At 28.3% G+C, this 23,441-nt stretch carries 18 protein-coding genes; 7 read left to right on the top strand and 11 right to left on the bottom strand.

The window, feature by feature from the left end; all coding sequences use genetic code 11:
- The 4 genes from ACJJVK_RS02480 (at position 1) to ACJJVK_RS02465 (ending at position 6,060) form a co-directional block, all read left to right on the top strand.
- On the top strand, positions 1–708 hold the full coding sequence (locus tag ACJJVK_RS02480; protein ID WP_405562807.1) for a phosphoribosylanthranilate isomerase: 708 nt from the start codon (positions 1–3) through the stop codon (positions 706–708).
- 55 nt (positions 709–763) lie between these two features.
- On the top strand, positions 764–1,948 hold the full coding sequence (gene trpB / locus ACJJVK_RS02475; protein WP_405562804.1) for a tryptophan synthase subunit beta: 1,185 nt from the start codon (positions 764–766) through the stop codon (positions 1,946–1,948).
- 94 nt (positions 1,949–2,042) lie between these two features.
- Positions 2,043–2,810, top strand: coding sequence for a tryptophan synthase subunit alpha (gene trpA / locus ACJJVK_RS02470; protein WP_405562801.1), 768 nt, complete (start codon positions 2,043–2,045; stop codon positions 2,808–2,810).
- Between the two features lie 88 nt (positions 2,811–2,898).
- Positions 2,899–6,060 (top strand): S41 family peptidase, encoded by a 3,162-nt coding sequence (locus tag ACJJVK_RS02465; protein ID WP_405562798.1) that lies wholly within the window; start codon positions 2,899–2,901, stop codon positions 6,058–6,060.
- Positions 6,061–6,156: 96 nt separating this feature from the next.
- Here the strand turns inward: ACJJVK_RS02465 and ACJJVK_RS02460 are convergent, their stop codons facing one another.
- The 8 genes from ACJJVK_RS02460 to ACJJVK_RS02425 form a co-directional block, all read right to left on the bottom strand.
- Positions 6,157–6,969, bottom strand: coding sequence for a T9SS type A sorting domain-containing protein (locus ACJJVK_RS02460; protein WP_405562795.1), 813 nt, complete (start codon positions 6,967–6,969; stop codon positions 6,157–6,159).
- Between the two features lie 238 nt (positions 6,970–7,207).
- Positions 7,208–7,672, bottom strand: coding sequence for an FKBP-type peptidyl-prolyl cis-trans isomerase (locus ACJJVK_RS02455; RefSeq protein ID WP_405562793.1), 465 nt, complete (start codon positions 7,670–7,672; stop codon positions 7,208–7,210).
- 14 nt (positions 7,673–7,686) lie between these two features.
- A complete protein-coding gene (locus ACJJVK_RS02450) occupies positions 7,687–9,372 on the bottom strand; it encodes an amidohydrolase (protein ID WP_405562790.1) in 1,686 nt (561 codons plus the stop codon).
- Between the two features lie 81 nt (positions 9,373–9,453).
- Positions 9,454–9,660 (bottom strand): hypothetical protein, encoded by a 207-nt coding sequence (locus ACJJVK_RS02445; protein ID WP_405562787.1) that lies wholly within the window; start codon positions 9,658–9,660, stop codon positions 9,454–9,456.
- A 68-nt stretch (positions 9,661–9,728) separates the two neighbouring features.
- Positions 9,729–11,162 carry a M20/M25/M40 family metallo-hydrolase gene (locus ACJJVK_RS02440; protein ID WP_405562784.1) on the bottom strand — a complete coding sequence of 478 codons (1,434 nt, stop codon included), beginning with the start codon at positions 11,160–11,162 and terminating at the stop codon, positions 9,729–9,731.
- 23 nt (positions 11,163–11,185) lie between these two features.
- Entirely contained in the window at positions 11,186–11,902 is a 717-nt protein-coding gene (locus tag ACJJVK_RS02435; protein WP_405562782.1) for a hypothetical protein, read from the bottom strand.
- Between the two features lie 84 nt (positions 11,903–11,986).
- The gene (locus ACJJVK_RS02430) at positions 11,987–13,756 is read right to left on the bottom strand and encodes a hypothetical protein (protein WP_405562779.1); all 1,770 of its coding nucleotides are present in this window, start codon (positions 13,754–13,756) and stop codon (positions 11,987–11,989) included.
- Positions 13,756–16,791: a tetratricopeptide repeat protein gene (locus tag ACJJVK_RS02425; RefSeq protein ID WP_405562777.1), complete on the bottom strand. Its 3,036-nt coding sequence runs from the start codon at positions 16,789–16,791 to the stop codon at positions 13,756–13,758. The genes ACJJVK_RS02430 and ACJJVK_RS02425 overlap by 1 nt, the downstream gene beginning before the upstream one ends.
- 161 nt (positions 16,792–16,952) lie before the next feature.
- Here ACJJVK_RS02425 and ACJJVK_RS02420 point away from each other — a divergent pair, with 161 nt between their 5' ends.
- Genes ACJJVK_RS02420 through ACJJVK_RS02410 form a run of 3 tightly spaced genes read left to right on the top strand, consistent with a single transcriptional unit; the run spans position 16,953 to position 19,322 of the window.
- The gene (locus ACJJVK_RS02420) at positions 16,953–17,639 is read left to right on the top strand and encodes a cell division ATP-binding protein FtsE (protein ID WP_405562774.1); all 687 of its coding nucleotides are present in this window, start codon (positions 16,953–16,955) and stop codon (positions 17,637–17,639) included.
- Positions 17,639–18,517 carry a glycosyltransferase family 2 protein gene (locus ACJJVK_RS02415; protein WP_405562772.1) on the top strand — a complete coding sequence of 293 codons (879 nt, stop codon included), beginning with the start codon at positions 17,639–17,641 and terminating at the stop codon, positions 18,515–18,517. Before ACJJVK_RS02420 ends, ACJJVK_RS02415 begins: the two co-directional genes overlap by 1 nt.
- Positions 18,510–19,322: a 2OG-Fe(II) oxygenase gene (locus tag ACJJVK_RS02410; RefSeq protein WP_405562769.1), complete on the top strand. Its 813-nt coding sequence runs from the start codon at positions 18,510–18,512 to the stop codon at positions 19,320–19,322. The genes ACJJVK_RS02415 and ACJJVK_RS02410 overlap by 8 nt, the downstream gene beginning before the upstream one ends.
- Before the next feature lie 2 nt (positions 19,323–19,324).
- Here ACJJVK_RS02410 and ACJJVK_RS02405 read toward each other — a convergent pair whose 3' ends face one another.
- The 3 genes from ACJJVK_RS02405 to ACJJVK_RS02395 form a co-directional block, all read right to left on the bottom strand.
- Positions 19,325–20,401, bottom strand: a complete 1,077-nt coding sequence (locus ACJJVK_RS02405; RefSeq protein WP_405562767.1) for a glycosyltransferase — start codon at positions 20,399–20,401, stop codon at positions 19,325–19,327.
- Positions 20,402–20,569: 168 nt separating this feature from the next.
- Positions 20,570–21,913 carry a sensor histidine kinase gene (locus ACJJVK_RS02400; RefSeq protein WP_405562764.1) on the bottom strand — a complete coding sequence of 448 codons (1,344 nt, stop codon included), beginning with the start codon at positions 21,911–21,913 and terminating at the stop codon, positions 20,570–20,572.
- Complete coding sequence (locus ACJJVK_RS02395; protein WP_405562761.1) at positions 21,903–23,240, bottom strand: sigma-54-dependent transcriptional regulator; 1,338 nt, start codon at positions 23,238–23,240, stop codon at positions 21,903–21,905. Before ACJJVK_RS02395 ends, ACJJVK_RS02400 begins: the two co-directional genes overlap by 11 nt.
- Positions 23,241–23,441 lie beyond the last annotated feature (201 nt).

Raw genomic sequence — 23,441 nt, 5'->3', positions numbered from 1 at the left:
ATGAAACTGAAAGTCTGTGGAATGAAATATGTAGAAAATATTCAGCAAGTTGCTGAATTAAATCCTGATTATTTAGGGTTTATTTTCTATGAAAAATCCAAAAGAAATTTTGAAGGCATTATTCCAGAATTTTCAAATTCGATTAAAAAAACGGGTGTTTTTGTTAATGAATATGTAGAGATTGTTATTTCGCTAGTAGAAGAATATAGATTAGATGCTATTCAATTGCATGGTGATGAATCTGTAGAATATATTATCAAATTAAAGAAACAATTATCAGAAAACAGAGCTTTGTTTATTGAAGAAAACAAGCAGATTAAAAAGAAGAAAAATCAACATTATATCTCGAAAAATGAAGTTGAAATAATTAAAGTTTTTGGAATTAAAGACGAATTTAATTTTGATGTTTTAAAACCGTATTTAGATGTTGTTGATTTCTTTTTGTTTGATACAAAAGGTAAAGAAAGAGGAGGTAATGGAACAAAATTTGACTGGTCTGTTTTAGAAAAATATCCTTATGGTAAACCTTTCTTTTTAAGTGGTGGAATTGGTCCAAAAGATATAGAACAAATCCAAATAGTAAGAAAAACAAATTTACCCATTTACGCGTTAGATGTAAATAGTAAATTTGAAATGGAGCCAGGTAGAAAGAAAATAGAAGAATTAAAAGAGTTTAAAAAGAACGTCATTACGAACGTAGTAAAATAATCTGCTGATTAATTAGGAGATTGTTTCGTAATTCGGAATTACAAAAAATAAAAATATGAAATCACAATTTCAGCCAGACAAAAATGGATATTATGGACAATTTGGTGGAGCATTTATTCCAGAATTGTTATATCCAAATGTAAAAGAGTTAGAAGATAATTATATTAAAATTATCGAATCTGATGAATTTCAAAACGAATATAAATCTTTATTAAAAGATTATGTTGGTAGGCCAAGTCCTTTGTATTTAGCCAAACGTTTGTCAGAGAAATATGGTGCTTTTATCTATTTAAAGAGAGAAGATTTAAATCATACAGGGGCTCATAAAGTAAACAATACAATTGGTCAGATTTTGATTGCTAAGAAATTAGGTAAAACTAAAATTATTGCAGAAACAGGCGCAGGTCAGCATGGAGTTGCAACTGCTACAGTTTGTGCTTTAATGGGCTTAGAATGTACTGTTTTTATGGGCGAAAAAGATATTGAGCGTCAAGCACCAAATGTTGCTAGAATGAAAATGTTAGGCGCAAAAGTAGTTCCAGCATTAAGTGGAAGTAAAACTTTAAAAGACGCTACAAATGAAGCTATAAGATACTGGATTCAGCATCCAGAAACCTTTTATTTAATTGGTTCTGTAGTTGGTCCACATCCATATCCAGATATGGTTGCTCGTTTACAAGCTGTTATTTCTGAAGAAATAAAATGGCAATTAAAAGAAAAAACAGGTAAAGAAAACCCAGATACAATTATAGCTTGCGTTGGTGGTGGTTCTAATGCAGCTGGTGCTTTTTATCATTATATGGATGATGAAGAAGTAGAGCTAATTGCTGTAGAAGCTTCTGGTTTAGGTGTAAATTCTGGAGAGAGTGCTGCTACTTCTCAATTAGGTGAAGTTGGTATTATTCACGGTTCTAAAACCATTTTAATGCAAGATGAATATGGCCAAATTGTAGAGCCTTATTCAATTTCTGCTGGTTTAGATTATCCAGGTGTTGGACCTTTGCATGCCTATTTATTCGATTCTAAAAGAGCAAATTTTATGGATGCAACTGATACAGAAGCATTAACGGCTGCTTACGAATTAACAAAAATTGAAGGAATTATCCCTGCTCTAGAAAGTGCGCATGCTTTAGCTGTATTATCAAAAATTAAATTTACAAAAGACCAAGTTGTGGTTGTAAATTTATCTGGTAGAGGAGATAAAGACCTAGAAACCTATATTAAACATTTAGAAGATTAGTAACTGTCATTCCTGCGAAAGCAGGAATCTCATAATTAACATGAGTACATTTAAAAAAAGATTCCTGCCTAGGCAGGAATGACAACAAATAATTATGAATTCAATTAAAGAATTATTTCAACAAAAAGATAAAAATTTATTATCAATTTATTTTACTTGTGGTTATCCAAAATTAGATGATACAACTAAAGTAATTACTGCATTAGAAAAAAGTGGTGTAGATTTTATTGAGGTTGGTTTACCTTATTCAGATCCTTTAGCTGATGGACCAACGATACAAGATAGTAGTCAAAAAGCACTAGAAAATGGTATTAACCTAGATTTGGTTTTTGAGCAGTTAATGACGATTAAAGAAACCAATAAAACACCTTTAGTTTTAATGGGGTATTTAAATCAAATGTTAAAATATGGTGAAGATAAATTCTGTCAAAAAGTTGTAGATTGTGGTATTGATACGTTAATTCTACCAGATTTACCTATGGTGGAATTCGAAAATCATTATCAAGAATTGTTTGATAAATACGGACTTACAAATGTGTTTTTAATAACACCTCACACATCAGAAGAAAGAATTAAAAAGATAGATGCATATTCAAAAGCATTTATTTATGTTGTGGCTTCTGCATCAATTACAGGTGCTAAAGGAGAAATTTCTAATAAACAAGTTGCTTATTTCGAAAGAATTAAAGCAATGAATTTAAAAAGTAATCTAATTGTTGGTTTTGGTATTTCTGATAAACAAACATTTAATACAGCTTGTAATTATGCAAATGGTGCAATTATAGGTTCTGCTTTTATTAAAAATTTAGGGAAAAACGGAGTTGCCTCTATTGATGGTTTTATAAAACCGATAATTAGTTAAATAAAACTTAAAACAGTCTTAAACAATTTTCGAAATTTAAGAACCGGTCTTAATATAGTCTAACTTAGTTGTTTTAAATTCAAATAAAATGACTAAAAAAACTATTCTATTCATTGCAGTTCTCTGTAATTTAACTTTTTTAAACGCCCAAAATTCGTTGGTAAGAACACCAACCATTAGTCCTGATGCTTCTAAAATGGCATTTGGTTATCATGGAGATATTTGGGTGTTAGATTTAAACACTAATCAAACTAATAGATTAACCATTCATCAAGCTTATGAGAGTAATCCTATCTGGAATACCAAAAGCAACGAAATTATTTTTATGTCCAATAGAAAAGGAAGTAGAAATATTTTTAAAACTGATTTAAATGGTGGTGTACCAAATCAAATAACCTTCTATCCAACAACAGATACTCCAAGTCAGTGGAATGCAAATGGAGATATTATTTTTTCTAGTAACCGAATTTTTAAAGGTACAGAAAGAGAGTCTTCTATCTATAAAATTAACGAAAAAGGAGAAACACCAACTCGTTTTATGGAAGCTTTAGGAAGTCAAGCTTCTGTTTCTCCAAATGGAAATTTTGTTGCCTTTGTAAAAGGAACTTGTAGAATTTCTAGAGAAGATTATAATGGCCCTGCACAAAGAGATATTTGGATTTATAATATAAAATCAAAACAATATCATCAAATTACAACTAGTAAAAAGAACGATCATACTCCACTTTGGGATGCAAATAACAATCTGTATTATATAGGTTCAGAAAGTGGTAGATATAATATTTACAAAACATCATTAAATGCAAATGGTAGTAAATCTGGTTCTGAAACTCAATTAACAAATTTAAAAGTTGATGGAGTTTTATCTTTTTCAGTAAGTAATATTGGTACAATTGTTTACAATAGTGGAATTGAAGTTTTTAAAATCCAAAACGGAAAATCTAGTAAAGTAAACTTAAATTTAGCTACAGATAATAGATTCGAATTAGAAGAAACAAAAACAGTTTCAGACGGAATTAGAGATTTAAGTGTATCACCTAATGGAAAATTAATCGCTTTAAGTATTAATGGAGAAATTTTTGTAAAAGAAAACAACAAAGACCAAACAAAAGCGAATAATGTAAGTAATCATCCTTTTAGAGATGATAACCCTTTTTGGATTGATGATAATACTTTAGGTTTTTTATCTGACAGAAGTGGTCAAAATGAACTGTATAAAGTTGTTTCTACGGATGAAAACGTGAGTTTAAATAGAAGTTTAAAAATAAAAGTAACTCAACTTACTAAAAGTAAAATTGATGTTTTTGAACCTATTTTATCTCCAAACAGAAAGAAATTAGCCTACAGAATTGGTAGAGGTCAATTAGTTATTGCAGATGTAAATGATGGGAAATTAGACAAACCAAAAAGTTATTCAGATACTTGGGCTGCTGCAAATAGTGTTGCTTGGAGTCCTGATAGTAAATACATTGCTTACTCTCAATCAGATTTAGATTTTGATAGCGAAATTTATATTCAGTCTATAGAAAATCCATCAAAAAAGATGAATATTTCTATGCATCCAAGGTCAGATTCTAGACCAGTTTGGAGTCCTGATGGTAAAAAACTTTCTTTTGTTTCTAATAGAGCAGGAGATAGAGGAGGTATCAATTATGATACTTGGATGGTTTGGTTGCAAAAATCTGATTGGGAAAAAACGAGATCTGATTATAAAGAAGGTGATTATTATCAACCAAAGAAAGATAAAAAGAAAGATAAAAAAGAGGTTGTTGTTAAGATAGATGAAGATAAAATTTATGATAGATTAGTGCAATTAACAAGTTGGGCAGGTAATGAATATGGAGCTATGTTTAGTGCAGATAGTAAAAGTATTTATATTTCTGCAACAAATCCAGCAACTAGAAGCAATGGATATTATAAAGTAGATTTATTAGGAGGTACTCCTAAAGAAGTTAAAGGTGTAACTTTTGTTGGTGGCAATAGCTTAAACAAAGGTACTTTGTATTATTCATCTAGAGGGAAATTAAAATCTTTAAGTTTAAAGAGTGATAAGGTTGCTTCTTTTTCACACTCTGCAACTTATACAGTTTATAATGATAAATTAAACGAACAAGTTTTTTATGAAGGAGTAAGAGCAATAACTGCAGGTTTTTACGACCCACAATATCATGGTTATGAGTGGGATAAGATTGTTAAAAGATATACTCCTTGGGTTTTATCTGCAGCTACAAAACAAGACTATACTTTTATGTATAATAATATGCTTGGACAATTGAATGCAAGTCATATGGGGTACAGAGGTAGTTCTCCAGAAGAAGTTTCTAGTGATAAAGTTGGTCTTTTAGGTTTAGCAGTTTCTAATGTAAATAATGGTGTTAAAATTGATTATATTTTACCAAATTCAGCTGCAACAAAAACAAATGTTTCTTTAAGTACTGGTAATGTTATTACTGCTGTAAATGGAAAGAAAATTGGTAAAAACACAAATTTTTATAGTGTTTTAAGAAATACTTCTGGTGATGAAATTCTTTTAACTTTAGCTGATAAAAAAGAGGTTGTAGTAAGAACAGAATCTACAAGAACTATTAGTAGTTTACGTTATGAAGAATGGATAAATTCTCGTAAAAAATTAGTTGATGAATATTCTAATGGACAGTTAGGTTATATTCATATTCAAGGAATGAACTTGCCAAGTTTTGAGCGTTTTGAGCGTGAATTAAAAGCAAGTGGTTATGGTAAAAAAGGTATTGTAATAGATGTTAGAAATAATGGAGGTGGTTGGACCACTGATCGATTATTAGCCGTTTTAACTTATCAGCAACATGCTTATACAGTGCCAAGAGATGCTACAGATAATCTTCAGAAAAATAATTTAAAGTATAAAGAAAACTATCCTTATAATGAAAGAGCTGTTTTATCTGTTAATACTAAACCTTTAGTAGCATTATCTAATCAAAGTAGTTATTCTAATGCAGAGATTTTTGCACACGCATTTAAGAGCTTAAAATTAGGTAAATTAGTAGGTCAGCCAACATTTGGAGCAGTAATTTCTACAGGTAGTCATCGTTTGCAAGATGGTTCTATTAGAATGCCATATAGAGCTTGGTACGTTAAAGAATCTGGATTAAATATGGAACATGGGCCAGCAGTACCAGATGTTTTAGTAGAAAACAAACCAGGTTGGAAAGCAAGGAATGAAGATGATCAACTTAAAAAAGCTGTTGAGGTTTTATTGCAAGATCTTAAATAATATTACTATTTATTTTATTATAAATCAAAAAAGCGAAACTTTTTAAGTTTCGCTTTTTGCTTTTATTTACGTAAAAAAAAAGGGAACAATTTAAATTTAATGCTGTATTATAATTTTTTTTGTTGTACTTATATTATTTTCATTAGATAATAGTACAAGGTAAATACCTTCAGATAATTCAGATGTATTTATGGTTTGAACTGTATTAGTAATTTTTTTAGATATAATTTTTTTACCTAGTAAGTTGTAGATTTCAACTTTGCTAACTTTATTGCTAACATCATTTATTTGTAATTGATTGTTTGTAGGTATTGGATATAATTGGGTTAAATTTAATTCCTTCTCTTCAACAGAAGCTACAGCACCTTCTTGGTAAAAACGTAATTCGCTAATAGTGTTCCAAGCACTTGAGTTTGCTTCTGTAGTTGCGTTTATTCTACCATAACAAATTAGTTTTACATGAGTTATACTATTTTGTACACTAGGCAAAATAAACTGTTTGTAAGTGCCATCTATATTACTTTGTTGTTTAGCTCCTCCATATACATCAGTATAATTAGTACCATCAGAAGAAACTAATAATTGAAAACCATAAGGATCATCTTTAGCTAGAGTTAAATATTGAATTTCAGCTAAATTATAAGTAGCTCCTAAGTTAAAAATTAACGAAGCTTCACCTGTAGCATTACCTAAGTTTCCTGCCCAATCAGTATCATCATCATTATCAACAATGCGTTCTTTCACGTTATTTTTAGTGTCAGTAACTTCTTCATCAAAAGCAGAGACAGCAGTTACACCACTTATTTCTGTATTGCTTGTTGTTTCTTGCGCAGCTATTGTGAAGCTTAAAAATAGTAGTAATGTGTTAAAAAGTGTTTTTTTTTGTTTTAGTAAGTTTAAAGTAATCATTTTTTCGATAGTTTTAGTTTTAAGTTAATAATTAATAAATGGTTAACCAATTTGGTTAACCAAATATAGTAATTATATTTTAATTGCTAAAAAAATGAATTAATGATTGTTTTTTAGATGTTTTATTGAGAATAACTATGTATTTTCTGATTGAGAATAAATTTGATTCCTAGATTGGGGTTTTATCTTTAAGTTAATAACTTTAGGGTTAAAAAAATAATATAGAGTTTATATTTTTTTAATTAATCGTTATAAGTTTTACATCGAAAAGAACCACTTCTCCTGCCAAAGAAGAATAGGAATAATAAGGGTAGCCAATTTTAGAAGGAATTATTAAAGTAGCTTCACCACCTTCTTTTAAGTAAGTTATACCTTCAGAAAAACCAGTAATTAATTGATTTAAATTAAAGGTTGCACCATCTTCAGAACTTTCATCAAAAACAACACCATCTGTGTTATAACCTTTATAATATACAGTTACATTAGATGTAATTGTTGGTGAAACTCCAACACCTTCTTCTTTTATGATATAATACAAACCAGAATCACTTTTTTCTGGATTTAAATTGTTTTCAGTAATATAATCTTGAATTTCAATTTCGTTTAAAGCATCATAATCAACAGGATTTTCATCTATTGGCTCAGAGTTTAAACAAGAAATACATGTAAGTGCTAAAATTATTATTGATAAATAGGATTTCATAAGTAAGTTTAAATTTATTCTGTTTTTTCGTTTTCTATTATTTTTTCTTCCTTTTCTTCTTCATTCTTTTTAACTACTTCTTTTATGGTATACACATTTTCTCCATTTAAATAAGTAGCTATTGCTTTTGTATTAGGTATTTCATTACCATCTATACTCATAAGATCTTGACTTAGAATTACAAAGTCTGCAAATTTACCAACTTCAATTGTTCCTTTTTCTTGCTCTTCAAAATTTGCATGTGCAGCCCAAATTGTCATCCCTTTTAAAGTTTGAGTTCTTGTTAAAGCATTACCAATTTGAAAACCTTCTTCTGGAAAACCTTCTAAATCCTTACGATGTCTTGCAGCGTAAAACGTTAAAAACGGATTTACTTTTTCCACAGGAAAATCTGTACCTAAAGCAATTTTTCCATATCTGTTTAATAAATTTCTATAAGCGTATGCACCTCTCATTCTTTCTTTGCCTATCCTTTCTTCTGCCCAATACATATCTGAAGTTGCATGAGTTGGTTGTACAGAAGGTATAATGTTGTTAAAACTTCTAAAATCTTTACTAGATATTATTTGTGCATGTTCAATTCGCCAACGTCTATCTTCTTGGTCTTTTAAAGCTTCTTTATAGGTTTTTAACATCCAAGTATTTGCAGAATCACCAATTGCATGTGTGTTCATTTGAAATTCTGAAGCAGCAATTTGTTTGGCAATTTCTCTATATCTTTCTGGAGTATAAATTAAAGCTCCAAAATGATTTTCTCTATCAGAATAAGGTTCACGTAAAGCAGCACCTCTAGAGCCTAAAGCTCCATCACCATAGACTTTAAAAGATCGTACATTTAATCTGTCTGTTTTGTAAATTCCTTGTTTTATATAGTAATCAATTTGCGATTGTTTATCACCAGAAACCATTGCATAAATTCGCATTTTTAATTGATTTTTCTTTTGTAAGTCATCAATTAAATCGATTGTGTTTTTATCTAAACCTGCATCATCTACAGTTGTTAATCCATAAGAGAAACAGATCTTTTGAGCTTCTAAAAGAGCGTCAATAGATTCTTGTCTTGTTGGTTCTGGTATTTTTATAAAATCCATAGCAGCATCAATTAAAACACCAGTCATTACTCCGTTTTTAGTAATGATTTCTCCACCAGTTACAGGAGTGTCTTTATTAATACCTGCTAAGTTTAGGGCTGCTTGGTTTACTAATAATGCATGGCCATCTATTCTTGTAATGGCAACTGGAGTTGATGGAAACAAAGCATCTAATTTTTCTTTAGTTGGGAACTCTTTTACTTCCCAATCATTTTGGTCCCAACCACGACCAGTTATAAAACTTACATTTTTTTCTTTTTGGTATGCTACTAAAGTATCTAGAATAGCATCGTAACTTTTTGTGCCTTCTAAATTTGCTTTTTGTTGTTGTAAACCCATTCTGTAAAAATGACAATGTGCATCTATTAAGCCAGGTATTATTGCTTTTTCTTGTGCATTTACAGTATCTAAAGCAATGTAATTGTCTAAAATTTCTTCATCAGTACCAGTAGCAACAAATTTCCCGTCCTTTACTGCAAAAGCCTCTTTTTTTTGAAAAAGGTCATTAATTGTGTAGGTGGTAGAATTATAGACAATTAAGTCTACCTTTTCCTTACCACAAGAAAACAGTAATAGTGTTAAAAATAAGATGGGGATATTTTTTATCATAAATAATTAGTGAATATACACAAAATATATTCTATAGATTAATATAAATTGAAGTGGAATTCTAATGATTTCTAATTTCTTTTAACCTATTTCAGGTTTTACTTTTGTTACATTCCATATATGAATGAATAATATAATTATACTTAATGCTGAATATTTTACAGTTGCTCTAAATAAAAGACCTAAACCTAAAATAAATTCGATAATACCAGCAGTGTACTTATTCTCTTTTTTAGGTAATAAAATTGAAACAAAGTGTTTGAAAAGCTTAGGTTTAATTAAATTCATAATTCCTGCGAAGCAGGAAAGTGAACTATAAATAATTTTTAATATTAGGACTCTTATTTTCAATTACTTTAAAGTTTTACTGGCGAATCTGAGTATAAATATTTATCCATTAAATAAACAATGCTTGCCATAGATGCACTACCTAAAACTAATTCTCTTTTATTAACCTTATCAAAAGTATCTCTACTTGTATGATGATAATCGAAATAACGTTGAGAATCTGGTCTGTAACCTACTAAAGTTACATTTTCGCCTTTTAATGGGCTAATATCTGCACCAGAACCACCTTTGTCTAAATCGTGTAAACCATAAGGAGAAAGTAATTTCTTCCAGCTTTGTAACAATTCTGTGTTTACACTATTAGCATCAATAGAAAAACCTCTTGGTGTATGGCCACCAGCATCAGATTCTAATCCTCCAATATGGTTTTCTTTGTTTAAAGTTGCTAGTTCAGCATATTTTTTAGCACCTCTTGTTCCATTTTCTTCGTTCATAAAAAACACAATTCTAATGGTATTTTTTGGTTTGATGTTGTTCTTTTTAAACAGATAAGCAACTTCTAAAGACTGTACAATTCCTGTTCCATCATCATGAGCACCTTCACCTAAATCCCAAGAATCTAAATGACCACCAACCACAAAAATGTTTTCTGGTGTTTTTTCTCCTTTTATTTCACCAACAACATTAAAAGAAGGGGCATCTGGTAAAGTTTTACAACTTTGTTTAAAGTAGAATTTTAAATTAGGATTTGCTTTTAAATCATCACTTAAAATATTAGCAGCTTTACTACTAATTGCTGCAGTAGGTATGTGTTTTTCTATTGGTAAATCTCCATAACTCATTGTTCCTGTATGTGGATAATCATCAATAGAATTAGTCATAGAACGTACAATTACACCTTTTGCTCCAAACTCTCCGCAAATAGCTGCACCTCTAACACGTTGATCTACACAACCTCCATAAGCTCTAAAAGTATTGATTAATGTATCATCAAAAGGACGATTAAAAAACACAATTTTACCTTCCATTTTATTACCTAAAGCTTTAGCTTCTTCTAAACTTTTAACCTCAATAACTTCTGCTAAAACTCCAGAATTTGGTGTTGCAACAGAAAAACCTAAAGCACAAATTGGCACATTTTTCTGATTTCCATTTGTTGTGTAAGTTGCTACTTCTTTTTCGCCACGAACCCAATGAGGTACCATAACTGGTTGCAACCAAACAGAATCTAAACCTACTTCTTTCATTAACTTTTCTCCCCATTCTACAGCTTTTTGCGCCTCTGGAGAACCAGATAATCTACCACCAACATTTTTTGTTAAGTCTCTTAACCACTCATAAGATTTACCTTCTGTTAAAGCAGAATTAAAAATAGTTTTAATGTTTGTAGAATCTGTTTTTTCTGCAATAGAAAGCAGATTGGAATTCTCTTTTTTTTCTATGCTTTTATTACAAGAAAAGATTAATAAAGAAAAGGGTATTAAAAATATAATTTTTTTCATGTGATGTAGAGTTTGAATAGGAATTAAACTTCCTTTAATAATTTCTTAGATTCTTGATAGATGTATCTATATTTTCGTTGATTTACTTCTATCATATTATTTATTTCAGCAATAATCTCTTCTAAAACAATTTTTGCTTCTTCCTTTTTGTTTCTTCTAATAAAAAATTTTGATAGTTCTAATCTTTCTGGGTAATTAGAATATCTTTTGTCAATTTTTTTAAATTGATGTTCAGCTTCATCAAAATCGTTACATTTTTCTAAAGAAATAGCATAAATATAAAGAGAACTTCTAAAGGATTTGTCTAAATCTATTTTACTTGCGTAAGCTTTTACTTTGTTATAATCCTTTAATTCAAAATAGCATTTTATAGCTTTATTTAATGTATGAGGATTGTTTTTGTAATTCCCTTCTAAAGCTTTCTCATAATAGGGTATTGCTAATGCAAAATCTTTATTGTCTCTATGTGCATCTGCTAAATCTATTAGGTTTTGATAGGTTTCTGAAAAACTTAACCTCTTTTCTAGTTCTTTAATCTTTTTAGTAGGGTTTAAAGCAGTATCTACAGCATCTGTTAAACTTTTTAAATTAGCCCCATTAAGTATGTGCATAAAAAGGTAAACTAAAGAGCCAATTACAGGTACAAAAAAGATAACAAAGTACCAATAGGTTTCGTTTCTACTTTTATAAACGTGAAAAATACAAAAAGCTTGAAAAGCTATTATAATGTAATAAAGCATAGTCGTAAATATAAGAAAAATGTGATTTTAACTTATATCTTTTTTAAATAACTTAAACTATTTAAAACTTTAAGTAATAGGGATTTAAAAATCGAACTTATAAGTTATACCTCCTAATACTTGAAAACCTTGCACATTAAAGTTTCCAAAACGTTGGTAGTCTGAATTTAGAACATTATTTAATCTTAAAAAAGCTGAGAATTTATCGTTAAAATGATAACCTCCATTCAAATTAACATCAACAAAGGCATCTAAAGTTTGTATGGCACTTACAGCCGATGGTGAAGTTGATGCATAAATAACGTCTTTTCTTTCGCCAACATAAAATATATTTGTGGTTGCATACCATTTATTGCTTTTGTATTTACCAATAAAAGCACCTTGTATTGTTGGTAAGTTCCAAGCTTCAAATTGAGAACTCATTGTATAACTATCAAATTGAACGTTGGTAGAAAGTGTAATTCTTTTGGTTAAATCATATTCTAATTCTGCTAAAAAAGATGTTGTTTTTACATCGTCATAAACTAATGTAAAAGAATTGCCATATTCAAAACCTTGTAAAGCAACACCGTTTATAAAATTATTAGTGCCATTAGATTTTGAGTTATTTCTGATGAATAAAGCCTTGTCTTGCTCTTCTTTAAAACTTGCTGATAAATTAAAACTAAGATCGTTATTAATTACACCATTAAAACCTAAAAAAGCATTGTATTTTTCTGCTGTTTGGGTAATGAACAAAGTAGGAGAAACATAAGGATTTTCTTCAGTAAATTTCTTGTAAGTATTGGTTTTAAAATCACCAACAACACCTGCGTAAGCATTAAGTTTTTCTGTTATTATTGATTTTTGAATCTTAATATCTGGGTAAACCAAAACATTATTCACACTATTTTCAGCATCAAAAGAACCAAAAAGTTTTGCGCCTAATTTTACAGAAAATCCACCAAAAGTGGCATTATATTCTGGATTTAATTTAGCAGTAAAAATGGAGTATTTTAAAGCAGTATCATTAGTATAATCGCTTTTAAATTCGCCATTTAATAATTCTACAGAAGTTTTTAATTGTAAATTATTAAGACTTCTACTAATAAAATCAATAGGCAAATCAAAATTTGTATTTAGGTTTATAAAAAACTCACTGCTTTTATAATCGTCCATAAAATAAGACAAAGACAAAACACTTTTATCTATATAAGAATCTAAAAAATCTACTTCACCAGTTGCATTAAAAAACTTATAAGCTTGGTTTTCTTCTATATTTTGAATAGTACTTGGTGCAAAAGAATTTTCTTGTAAACCATACCAATTGTAATTGTTTAATTCTGTGTTTAAAATTAATTTCCAATCGAAATAACGCTCTTCTTGTTCGTAAGAAACACTGGCTAAAAGATTAGAAAAATCGCTGTCTAAGTCTGTGTTTTCTATGTTAGCTAAAGAAGCTTCGTATTTAAGAGAAACACCAATTTCACTTTCAAAACGAGTGTAATTATGTAAATACGCTTCAAAATAAGGAGATGTAAAATTGCCAAAACCAGCAGCTATATAATTGTCGTAAATACGTTCTTTAACACCAACATCTATACCTTTTACAACACCACTTTTTGGTATAAAAGTAGATGCAACTGGAGCCGAAAAAATGTTATAAGTCAGTTTTTTCTTTTTGCTGTTGTCTGATAAATTTACAACAGGGTTTTTATGAATCTTGTTAGCATCTGCAATTTCTGGATTGTAAGTAGTAATTACTTCTACAACCTCAGTTTTTACGGTGTCTTTTGCAACAACAGGTTTTGTTTGTTGTGCATTTGTGACTAACAATGCAAAGAAAATTAAAAATATGATTAAGCCTTTTTTCATTAATTTTTATTTTGTGGAGTTATAGAATTATTGGTTTTGGCTTCGTTTTCTTTTATTTTATCGAGTTCTATTTGAGCTTCTTTTACAATATCATCAAACTGAGTAAAGTTTTTAATTACGTTTTCTAAGATAAATGTTGCTTGGTAAGCATCTTTTAAACTGTAATAATTTTTAGCCATTATTACATAACTCTTTACTCCCCAATATTTATAAGCAGAATAATTTGCAATTAATTCTTGCACAACTTTGGTAGATGCTTCAAACTCGTTTTCTAAATTTTTAAAGTAAGCATTGTAATACAAGGTTTCTGCCTTTAACTCTCCTGTTGCTTCTTGTTCTACAACACTATAATATTCTTGCGCTTTTTGTAAATCTAGATTTAAAAAAGATGCTCTTGCAATAATAATTTTTGCATCTAATTCTAAACTATCATCTAATTTGTCTTTTTTCAATATTTTTTCAGCGTATTCTATAGCCAAGAAATAAGATTCTGTTTTTGAGTATGCTTTCATTAAATTACTCTGAGCAAACAAAATATTTTCTGATACATAAGCCTCAAGTTCTAATCTTTCTAACAAAGGTATAGCCTCATTAAGATTTTCTTTTTGTAGATATATTTGAGATAATTTAGCCAAAACATCTTCGCTAAATTCACTTTGGCCAGCTTCTAAAACTACTTTATATTTATCTGCAGCTTGGTTAAATAAACCTTCTTTAAACAAAATATCTGCTAAGTAATAGTTCGCTTTTAAACTGTTTTTACCATCTGGGAAATTTCTTAAATATTTTTTTAGACTTAAAATACTTCCATCATTTTTACCTTCAAAGTATTTTCGTTCTGCAATTGCAAAAGTTGAGTTTTCTAATTCATTATCAGAAACATTTACAAATCGTAAAGTTTTTGTCCAAGCAACATAACCATCTAAATTATCTTCATCTACATAAATGTTTTTGGCATTTCTTACAGCCTCTAAAGCATCCGAAGAATTTGGGAATTTACTCACCATCAATTTAAACTTTTCTAAAGCTTTTGCATTCTGATTTTCATTATAATACAATAATCCTTGACGTACTAAAGCTCTTGGTAAAAAAGCACTTTTTTGATGTTTTGCTAACAAACGATCGTAAGCTTGGTGTGCTTTTCTGTTGTCTTTTATTTTGGTATAAGTATTTGCTAATTGATACAATGCATCATCTTTTAAAGTAGAATTACTATACTTATTTACTACTTTGGATAATGCATCAATTTTAGCATCATTTTGGTTTTGAAAACCATAACTCATACCAATTTGATATTGTGCATAATCTGCTTCTGCACCATTTTTATCAACTACAGTTTTATAATTATTAATGGCACTTGAGTAGTTTCTTAATGCAAAATAACTATCTCCTAAACGTATAAATGCATCATCAATTAAAACTTCATCATCAACCTTAGTTTTAGAAAAACGATTAAAAAAATTAATTGCATTTTCGTATTCTTTTAGTTTAAAATAAGTGTAACCAATATTATAATCTATCAAAGAAAATTCTTCCTTATTTATTGATGTTAAATTGTTTTTTGCTGATTTAAATTTGGCTAAAGCTTCTGTATAATTTTCTAAACGATACAGAGTTTCTGCTTCCCAATAATTTGCTTTTTGAGAAATTTCTGCATCATTTGCACTTTTAGCAGTTGTAAAATAAGGTAGAGATTGTTGTAATTTCTTTTGATTAAATAACTGAATTGCTCTGTATAAAGAAACTTCTGATGTTAGTGTTAAATTTTCTTGCGATTTTTTCTTTTTTAAATAATCTAATGCACCTTGATAATCTTGTTGATGTAAAAATGATGAAACTACCAATTCATTAATTTCGTTATAAGAAGTTGAGTTTGGATATTTTTTTAGATAATTCTGTAAAACATCAGAAACGTTTTCAAAAGGGTTACCTTCTTCGTAACTCAATTTAGCATAATTTAAAGCAGCATCTTGCTGAATTTTAGAGCTAAATGTCATTTCGCTTGCGGTTTTAAACGCATTTAAAGCTTCATTTTTCTTATCAATATTTAAATAACATTCAGCTAAATGATAATATGCATTTTGTGATACTTCATTTTTTTGAGTGATGATTTTATTAAAATAACTAATGGCGTTTTCAAAATCGTTTTGCTTAAAATAGGCATAACCTAATTGATAATAATCTGTGTTATTCCATTTACGAGCTTTGCCTTTATATGCAATAAGGTAAGGAATTGCTTCTTCGTATTTTTGTAAGTTAAAATAACTTTCACCCACAATTTTTGATATTTCTGAAATGTCTTTTCTTTTGGCTGTTTTTAAAAGTTCTGGACCCACTTTTACACAACGTTCAAATTGCCCAGCTTTAAAACTGATGTCTAACAAATAATAAGAAATTTCTGATTTGTAAGATTTATTATCAGCAATTTCTTTTAACGTAGATTCTGCAATGCCATAATCTTCTTGTTTGTAAGCTATATAACCATAATAATACCTAGAATCATTACCATATTTAGCATCGTTTATTAATGGTAAAAAACGATCTTTAGCTAAGGTTAGTCTATTCGCAACTACATAACCATAACCCATTTTAAAATTTAATTCCTTTCTGTTATCCTCAGAAATTAAATCCATATTTACTTTTTGATACCATTTTAAAGCATGTGCTGCTTTTTTATTGGCAAAGTAATAATTACCTACATTAAAAAATGCTTTGTTCTTTTTATTGCTTGTTGGGTTTTCATCAACAAAAGTTAAAACTTTATCATCTGCATTAGTTTGGTTTAATTTTACAGCACACATTGCATCGTAATAAGATGCATCTGCTTTTAAACTAGAACTTTCTTTGGCATCTGTTTGTACTTTTTCGAAGGTTTTTTGTGCAGCAGCATACGCTTTATTATTATAAAGTTTAAGTGCATTGTTAAAGTCTGTAATTACACTAGCCTCTGCAATAGATTGTTGTGAAAAAGCAACAAAAGTTGATAGTAAGAAAGTAAATGATAAAATAGATTTTATACTAAAACTAAATTTCATACAATTGTTTTTGTTATAACCTAATTAACGAACATTTTTTTAATTTGTTGGATGATGTCTAAAAAAATATTCAAAATAATTTACTGCAAAAATAAGAATTATTGAATTTTTGTATGCTAAAATCATAAGAAACTAATAAGTTTGTAAAAACGACTATTTTTATGGAAAAACCAGTTTTACAATTAGAAAATGCAGATATCTATCAAAGAGATAATTTGGTGTTATCTAAGGTTAATTTAACCATTCAAAAAGGAGGTTTTTACTATTTAATTGGTAAAACAGGAAGTGGAAAAAGTAGTTTAATGAAAACACTTTATGGAGATTTAAGACTGCAAAAAGGTAAAGGTTCTATTGTTGATTTTGATTTAAGAAACCTAAAGGATAAAGAAATTCCGTTTTTAAGAAGAAAAATAGGAATCGTTTTTCAAGATTTTAAATTATTAAGTGATAGAACAGTTTTTGGAAATTTAGAATTTGTTTTAAAAGCTACTGGCTGGAAAAATAAAGAAGAAATTAAAGCCAAAATAAATGAGGTTTTAGATAAAGTAGGTATGCAATCTAAATATTACAAAAATACTTTTGAACTTTCTGGGGGTGAACAACAAAGAGTAGCTATTGCAAGAGCTTTGTTAAACGACCCAGAATTAATTTTAGCAGATGAGCCTACAGGAAATTTAGATCCAAAAACATCGTTAGAAGTTATGGGACTTTTAAATGAAATTCATAAAAGCGGAAAAACAATTTTAATGGCAACTCACGATTATCAATTAATTGTAAAGTTTAAACACAATACATTAAAAGTAGAAGCAGGAGAATTGTTTGAGGTAGTGCAACAAGCAACAGTTTAATGCTTTCTGTATTAATACCAACATATAATTACAATACCTTTTCTCTGGTTAAAGAACTTCATCAACAATTAATTTTAGAAAATATTAATTTCGAAATTCTTTGTTTTGATGATGCTTCAAATTCTGAATTAAATTTAGAAAACCAAAAAATAAATATTTTACCAAATTCAACTTTTAAAAGCTTACCACAAAATTTGGGCAGAAGTGCTATCAGAAACTTATTAGCTAAAGAAGCTAAAAACAAATGGTTGCTTTTTTTAGATGCAGATGTTCGCCCAAAAAGCAAAGACTTTATCAAGCAATATATTACAAAATTTAAAGTTACAGATACTGTTTTTTGTGGAGGATTATTATATGAAGATACACAACAAAATAAACAGTTGTTACGTTATAAATTTGGTAAAAAACACGAAGCAATAACTGTAAAAGAAAGACGAGCTAATGCAGAAAAGTATTTTTTTACGTCTAATTTTTTAATTGAAAAAGTAGTTTTTAAATCAGTAAAATTTGAAGAGAAATTAATAAAATACGGAAGAGAAGATTTATTATTTTCTTTAGAATTAGTCAAAAAAGGTTTTAAAATTGAGCATATTACTAATGAGGTATATCATTTAGGTTTAGATGATAATGCTACTTTTGTTGCTAAAACAAAAAAGGCAATGGAAAACCTTATTTTTATTGAAAAAGAACAACTAATTGCATCAGAAAACATAACTTTATTAAAATTTGTAAATCAACTTAAAAAGGTAAAACTGAATAAAACTCTAGGTAAATTTTATACTTTATTTGAGAGGTTAGCTATAAATAAATCTTCAGTTTTTTACTTAAGCTGTATGAAAGTTTGCTATTTGTGTTACCTAAAATCTAGCTATGAATAGAATTGAAATAGGACATTTAATTTATAAAAACTTACTTAAAAATAAAGCTGTATTAAAAGAACAGTATTTATCTTCTAAAGATAAAATTGGGTATTTTTTTATTGATGATATTCTGCCAAAAGAATTAGCAGAAAGTATTTATAAAAAATTTCCTAAAACTGAAGATGCAATAAAGAAAAAGAATTTAAGAGAGTTTAAGTATTTAGCCTATCAAATGGATAAGTACGATGATCTTTTAGAAGAAGTTATTTATGCTTTTCAAGATAAAAAAGTAGTAGAAATTATTGCAGAAATTTGTGATTTGCCTTCTATTTTTCCTGATGAAAATTTGTATGCAGGAGGTTTATCATTAATGGGAAAAGACAATTTTTTAAATCCGCATTTAGATAATTCGCATGATAAAGACAGAAATAGATGGCGTGTTTTAAATTTACTGTATTATGCTACTCCAAATTGGCAATTAGAAAATGGTGGTAATTTAGAATTGTGGCAAAATGGTTTAAAAGAAAAACCATTAACTGTAAAAAGTAAATTTAATAGGCTTGTTGTTATGGCAACGCATAGTAATTCTTGGCATTCAGTTTCTAAAATATCTGAAGAAAATGTAAGAACTTGTGTGTCTAATTATTATTTTTCTGATAAACCAATTTTTGACTCAGATACTTTTCATATTACAACCTTTAGAGCAAAACCATCAGAAAAAATAAAGGATTCTTTGCTGCAAATAGATAATACTTTAAGAAGTACTGTAAGAAAGGTTTTTAAGAAAGGAGTTAGAGAAAATCCACATCAATATAAAAAGTAAAATTATTTAAAATGAGATAACAAGAGTTGTTCTTGTGCTTCCCAAATTAATTCTGATTTTGCTTTAACAAGTGCATTACTAAAATCTTTTTTAAGCATGGTTTCTATTTGATTGGCAATAGCTTCTGGAGTTCTTTTTTCTATAATTTCACCAACTTTATATTCAGTAACAATTCTTTTCATTTCTGGTAAATCAGATACTAAAATGGGTGTTTCTGCTTGAATGTAATCAAATATTTTGTTGGGTAATGCAAATCTATAATTGAGCCCTAAATCTTCTTCAAAACTAATTCCAATATTAGCATTTGGTGTAAGTTTATGTAATTCTTCTGGATTTAATTTTCCTAAAAAATAGACTTTATTTTGTAATCCTTTTTCTGTAATTTTTGTTTTTAAAGATGTTGCTATATCTCCATCACCAATAATTACTAAAATCGTATTATTTAAAAAAGGAACAGTATCAATCATTAATTCTAAGCCTCTACCAACATTTAAAACCCCTTGATATAGAATTATATTTCTGTTTGCTACATCAAAAGAAAAGTTTTCTTTTACAACTACTTTTTTCTTGGGTAGGTTTCTTATAGTATTAAAATTAGTTTCATAAAGATTTTTGTAATAATCAGCAATACTATTACAAACTGTATACGTGTGTTTTAGTTTGGGTAAAATCATTTTTTCTAAACCCACCCAAATACTTTTCTTAAAAGGTTTATTTACCAATTCTGGTACTTCAGAAAATAATTCGTGACTATCGTAAACTATTTTTTTTTGCTGTAATTTGCTTACAAGAAAATTAGCTAATAAAGTATCTAAATCGTTAGCTAATAGTATGTGTTTCTTTTTAAAAAGGAGAAATAAAAATAAGCGAAAATTAAATTCAGCATAGAATAAAAAGCTCTGATTAAAAACTAATTTTAATCTTTTTGTTTTGTAGTTTCTGTCAATTTCTATTGATGATTTTAATTTTCTACCAACAAGTAGAACATCAAAATTATTTTCTACTAAAGTAGTACAAACCTTGTGTACTCTTTGGTCTGTGGTTAAATCATTGGTAACAGAAACAATTACTTTTTTCAATTTTTTTCTTTTGTGCAATATAGAAATAAAAAACCCACTCCTCAGTGAGGAGTGGGAAAATTGCTATGAAAAAGAATGATAAGATTACTCTTACCATATACTAGGACGTATCTTTATTTAAAAAATTACAATCAATATTGATTTTAACATTTTTTTAATAAAAAAGGACTAAAAAATCAGACTAAAAACGGTCCCTTCATTTTCTACACTATTCACTAAAATTTTCCCTTTGTGTAATAACATGATTTGTTTACAAAGACTTAAGCCTATTCCACTCCCTGTAGATTTACTGGTAAAAAAGGGTATAAAAATATTTTCCATAATATCTTTGGGTATTCCTGTTCCGTTATCAAAAACTTTAATAATTGTATTGTGGTTTTGGGTTTGAGAAGCTGTAATTTTAATTAACGGTTTTTCTTGTTTTTGGCAAGCATCTTTTGCATTTAAGATTAAATTTATTAATACTTGTTCTATTAAATGCACATCAATATCTAGTTGTAATCTTTTAGAAGAAACTGAAAATTGAATATCAATATTTTTAGCTTTTATTGATGGTGCCATTAATAATTCAATATTATTGAAAAGTTCAGAAACTTGTGTTTTTTGAAGATTTAAGTTGGTTACTTTGCTTAAACTTCTGTAAGTTTTTGCAAATTTTAATAAACCTTGACTTCTGTTTTTTATCGTTTTAATACCTGCATTTAAATCTTCTACCTCTAAAGAGTTGTCATTAGGGTTCTTAATATTTAATTCTAGATTTCTTTGTAAAGTGTCTGCCAAAGAAGAAATAGGAGCAATAGAATTCATTATTTCGTGTGTCATTACACTTAATAATTTTTTCCAAGCCTCAGATTCGTTTTTATTTAATGTATTATCAATATTTTGCAGCACAACTAGTTTAAAAGAGTCTTCTTTTATCTGAAAAATGGTGTCAGAAATTAAAACTTTTAAACGTTCGTTTTGGAGTGCTATTGTAATTGAGTTTGGTTCTCTATTATAGGTTTCAAAAATAATATTGTATAATTCTGGTTTTCTATTTTCTACAAAACGAATATTTTTAAATGATGGAAAATCGATAATTTCTTTAAAGGTATCATTTAGCCATAAAACATCTCCTGTTTCTATATTATAAGCTATAATTCCAACATCAATCATTTCTAAAATTTTTTGCAGATAGATGTATTGTGTTTCGTTTTTAATGTTTATTTCTTTGATAGTTCTATTTACTTCATTAAAACCAGTATATAAAAAACGAATGTCTTTAGGACCTCTGTCTTCTGGAAACCATCTAGAAAAATCTCTGTATTTTACAGATTCAAAAAAATCATCAATAGCAGAAAAACGTCTTTTTATAAATTGATATAAGTTTACAATGGCAATTATTAAACCAAAACTTAGCAAAATTGTATATGTAATTTTATCTTGATAGACAAAATAAATGAGTCCCAGAATTAATGTAATAAGTATAAAAATTCTGAAGAATAGTTTTAAAATATATCCTTTATAATTCATACTTTTCTAATCTTCTGTAGAGTGCAGCTCTTGTAATACCTAGTTCTTTGGCAGATTTAGAGATGTTGCCATTGTGTTTTTCTAAAACAGTTAGAATTGCATTTTTTTCTAAATCATCTAAATTTAGTGTTTCTGGAATATTGTTTTCTATTGATCTTTCTATGGATGAAAAGACCAAATCTTCTGCTTTTAAAATAGTGCCATCAGTCATAATTACAGCTCTTTCTAAAATGTATTGTAGTTCTCTTACATTGCCAGGAAAATTATGGTTTTTTAGTTTTTTAGTAAAACTTACATCAAACTCAAAAGTGCTTTTATTGTATTTTTCTTCATATAGATTCACAAAATATTTAGCGAGTAAAACAATGTCAGTTCCTCTTTCTCTAAGTGGAGGTATTGTAATATCTAAAGTGTTAATTCTATAAATTAAATCTTTACGAAACTTCTTTTCATCAGCTAAAACATTAGGGTTTTCGTTGGTAGCACAAATTAAACGAATATCAATATTTACAGGTTCATTAGAACCTAAAGGTGTTATTTGCCTGTTTTGTAAAACTGTTAGTAAACGCACTTGCTGACCTAGAGAAATGTTACCAATTTCATCTAAAAATAAAGTACCACCATTTGCAGTTTCAAAACGTCCTTTTCTGTCTTCATTTGCACCTGTAAATGCTCCTTTTTTATAACCAAATAATTCGCTTTCAAATAAGGTTGTTGTTAATGCACCAACATCAACTTTTACAAAAGGCTTATTTTTTCTATTAGAATTTTCGTGTAAAGCTCTTGCAATTAAATCTTTTCCTGTTCCATTTTCGCCTAAAATTAAAACGTTTGCATCTGTTGGACTAACTTTTTTTAGTTTGATAAAAACATCTTTCATTACTGCACTTTCACCAATTATAGGAATGCTATTTGAAGAAAAATTGTCTTTCGGTTTTTTTTCTGATTTTAAAATAGATTTGATTGTATTTATAATTTTCTCATTCTTCCAAGGTTTTATTAAAAAATCAGATGCTCCTTCTTTTAAACCTTTAACAGCTAAATCAATATCTGCGTAAGCTGTCATTAAAACTACAGCAATATTGGGGTTAAATTGTTTAATTTTATTCAACCAAAAAATACCTTCATTACCAGTATTTACTAAACCATTAAAGTTCATATCTAGTATAATTAAATCGAACTTTTTACTTTCAATTTGAAAATTGATGTTACTCGGGTTTTTCTCTATTACAATTTCAGCAACCAATGGTTTTAGTAAAAGTCTGATTGCTGTTAAAACATCAACATCATCATCAATTACCAATATTTTTGCTTTTTTCAAAACCATATTTACAATATTACAATTTTATAATCAAGATTTTAAATTGATGAAAGAAAATTATTAAGATGATTTTTTTTGTATCAAAACCGAACAGAAACTGTATCAAAACCGAACACTTTTATTTTTGATGAAAAATTTAAAATACTGATAATCAAAGTGTTTAATTTTTGGCATCATCTTGTCTATGAAGTAAGAGAAATAAAAAAG

Source organism: Polaribacter sp. Asnod6-C07 (assembly GCF_045063625.1).
GTDB classification, from domain to species: domain Bacteria; phylum Bacteroidota; class Bacteroidia; order Flavobacteriales; family Flavobacteriaceae; genus Polaribacter; species Polaribacter vadi_A.
Note: the sequence above shows the minus strand (reverse complement) of the source record. Positions and strands in the feature narration are given on the sequence as shown.